Source organism: Sulfuricurvum sp. (assembly GCF_036279695.1).
Classification (GTDB): domain Bacteria; phylum Campylobacterota; class Campylobacteria; order Campylobacterales; family Sulfurimonadaceae; genus Sulfuricurvum.
Genome location: NZ_DASUIQ010000022.1, coordinates 1 through 3126, shown reverse-complemented (window position 1 = coordinate 3126; position 3126 = coordinate 1). Strand labels below are relative to the sequence as shown.

General features: G+C 47.6%; 3 protein-coding genes and 1 pseudogene. All 4 read right to left on the bottom strand.

Annotated features, from left to right (window positions below):
- Window positions 1–291 (bottom strand): annotated as a pseudogene (locus tag VFW36_RS02795) (3-deoxy-8-phosphooctulonate synthase); the annotation flags it as partial.
- Between the two features lie 47 nt (window positions 292–338).
- Window positions 339–1571: an NAD(P)/FAD-dependent oxidoreductase gene (locus tag VFW36_RS02790; RefSeq protein WP_329657299.1), complete on the bottom strand. Its 1233-nt coding sequence runs from the start codon at window positions 1569–1571 to the stop codon at window positions 339–341.
- Between the two features lie 24 nt (window positions 1572–1595).
- Window positions 1596–2741 (bottom strand): aminoacetone oxidase family FAD-binding enzyme, encoded by a 1146-nt coding sequence (locus tag VFW36_RS02785; protein ID WP_329657298.1) that lies wholly within the window; start codon window positions 2739–2741, stop codon window positions 1596–1598.
- Window positions 2742–3126, bottom strand: a 385-nt coding sequence (locus tag VFW36_RS02780; protein ID WP_329657297.1) for a hypothetical protein, incomplete at its 5' end; no start/stop codon positions are given. It lies immediately after the preceding gene.

The window sequence follows — 3126 nt, the reverse complement described above, 5'->3', positions numbered from 1 at the left end:
GGGGATTTGGAGCATATCGACCACTTCCGCCGCGATGGGGACTTGATAGCTCTCATGGACATCGGTGACGATTTTGTATCCGAAATCGTCTTTGACCTTTTGCAAGATACGAAGTCCCTCTTCGATCCCCGGTCCGCGATAGCTATCGAGTGAGGTACGGTTAGCTTTGTCAAAACTCGATTTGAAATAAAAATCAAAGCGCGGGTCATTTTGGTAACGTTCCAAGCTTTTAGCGATTTTGAAAATCGACTCTTCGCTCTCGATGACACACGGTCCAGCTAAAAGGATCATAGATTATTCCTCGATAGGTTAATTGATGTAATTGTACTGAGAAAACATTAAAATCCCGTGTGACATTGGGGTTTAGTTTTAGAGAGTTTATCCATCCCTTTGGCACATTGACGATGGAGAAAATATCGGTATCCTCGCATAATCACCCTTTTTACCCAATACCCCAAAAGACCGCTGAAGCGAATCACTCCAAAAAGAGAAATCGCAGCATAGCTTCCACCCAATGCCACCATCATCCCCTCCATCTTCATTTGTGAACGTCTCATCTCACGGTTCTCAATCAATGCAAGAATATTTTGTGCCGCTAACGTACCGCTTTGCTCAGCACTTTGCGCCGTAGGGGGCAGTAATTCTCCATCCGAATCGCGTAATTCGGCAATATCCCCTGCCGCAAATACCCCTTGAAACGTCGGTACACGAAGATACTCATCGACGATAAGCTGCGATTTTTTATTTTTTTCACTCTCAATCGTCGCGGTCAATGTCGAAGCGACAATCCCCCCCGTAAAAATCATAAAATCGAAACAAAGACTCTTCTCATGGTTCAGAACCAACGTATGCTCTTCGACCGAGGTGATACGCGAATGGTTGATAATTTTAACCCCCAACTCTATGAGCCGCTCCGTCGCTTTGTCGATCAGATAGCACTCCATCCCCTCCAAAACCCCCTCATGCGGGATAATTAAAAAGATATGAATGTTGTCGCACGTAAGGGTGTTATCTTTATGAAATACGCGAATGTAATCAGCCATCTCAGCGGCAATCTCGACACCGCTAAGCCCGCCGCCACCGATAACAACGTTGAAAGGCTCACTGCACCATCCACCCTCACTCTCCATACGTGCATACAATCTCTGCTCAAACTGATGTTTAAAAGAGAGGGCACTTGGGAGGGTTTTCACTCCATGAGAGTGTTCGCGTAATCCTGGGGTAGAGCTTTGAAACGCGGTACGGCTTCCGGTACAGAGGAGAAGATAATCATAGGGATGGCATGAATTTTGTCCGCTTGCGCATCGGTTCTCAAAATCGATTTCACGGACGGTATCTTTGATAAACGTCACATGCTCGCCGTAGCTCAGAGATAAAGCGACCAAGTCAATCGTGACACGGGTCATTGAGCACTCATTGGCGATCAGTTCATACGCTTCGGTTTGGAGGTAATGGTAAGGGTGCTGATCGATCAAAACGATATCACATAGATGGGAGGAAGCTAACGTTTGGAGTGCTTTAACCCCCGCATACCCTCCGCCGACGATGACAACACGTTTACGCTGTTCCATAGTATCCTCGCTTATTTGAAAATATTATAGCGTAATTGATGAAGCACACACCACGGCGGAACTAAACGCCCACTGGAAGTTATATCCCCCAAGCTCTCCCGTCACATCGACTATCTCGCCGATAAAATAGAGTCCATCGATTTTGGTGCTTTCCATCGAAGAGGGATTAATCTCCTCGCACGCAACCCCGCCACGACACGCTTCGGCTTTAGTCAGACCAAACGTTCCCGAAGGGGCCATCGCGTAGTTGCGAATACTCAAAAGTTTTTCCCATTCCTGCGGATTCAAACGGTTGCACCCTTTATCCTCCAACCCTATCGCTTCCAAAAACGCTTTCATAAACCGTTTCGGCAGAGGAATCGCCGTGGAGATACTCTTTTTTTCATTTTTAAGGGTATTCAGATCAAAATCGGGGGCAAAATCGATCACAATCTCGCCTCGATGCCAATAGAGCGATGCGGAGAGGACGACCAGACCGCTGATGCCACGATGGGCAAAGAGCAAATCCTCATCGAGGCTCCTCCCCGCGACATGGATACGGGCGGGAAAACTGATCCCACTAAGCTCTTTCATCCAAAACTCACGCGGTTGCAGTGTGAGTCCTACGAGTGCAGGGGAAAACGGTACCGTTTTGATCCCATAGCTTTGAGCGATTCTCAACCCGATGTCGCTTGCACCAAGCTCTTTATAACTCGCGCCACCCGTGGCAACTACGACACGATCGGTTTGAAATTTTCCTTTATCCGTTGTGATGACAAAAGTGGATTGCCCCTCTACGGAGAGGATTTTATGCCCCAAAAGCAAATCACACCCGTTTGCTTTCCCCATCAAAATGGAGATAACCTCATCGGAGCTTTTCGGACAAAAATAGTACCGCTCTTTTCGGATTACCGGACGCAATCCCCCCGCTTTGAAATAGTCCAAAAGCGCTTTTTGCGGGAAAAATGAGAGGGTATTTTTAACGAGGTTTTTATCCCCGAGATAATGGCTCTCGTCCACCTCTACATTGGTGAGGTTGCATTTGCCCCCGCCACTGGCTTTGAGTTTCAATGCGGGGCGATTGTTCCCCTCGATAAGGGCAACGGATAGTGAGCTGTTTTGACGCAGTTGCGCCGCGCACATTAGCCCGCTCGCCCCAGCTCCGAGGATAATGACATCGTAGTGTTTCATTTAGCGCTTAATCAGCCGAAGCGCCAAACCGAGACTCAACAGTGAAATCGCGACAATATGGCTCATCTCTAATGTACGGTACCCGAGTAAAAGGTGGATAATCACCAAAACGATCCCGATATAGAGAAATTTATACCACGATTTGACCTGAGGAGCGATGGAGAGAACCAGCAAAGCCCCAAACCCGACACTCAAAAAGAGGTGACTGATAAACAATTTACCGATATACCCGATCGCAAACTGGTGCGCGGCGATAAAAAAGAGCAAATGCAAGAGGGCATACCCAATCGCAAAACCCCCGAGCAGTTTTTTAAACTCGACCAAATCAAATCGGATGTAGGTACGAAGAGGCTGTACCCAAAAAGCGAGGATAAGGAGCCATAAG

Bases quoted from the DNA above. Each gene is read 5' to 3' on its own strand.
- VFW36_RS02785 (WP_329657298.1), bottom strand. From the start codon at position 2,741: ATGAAACACTACGATGTCATTATCCTCGGAGCTGGGGCGAGCGGGCTA.
- VFW36_RS02790 (WP_329657299.1), bottom strand. From the start codon at position 1,571: ATGGAACAGCGTAAACGTGTTGTCATCGTCGGCGGAGGGTATGCGGGG.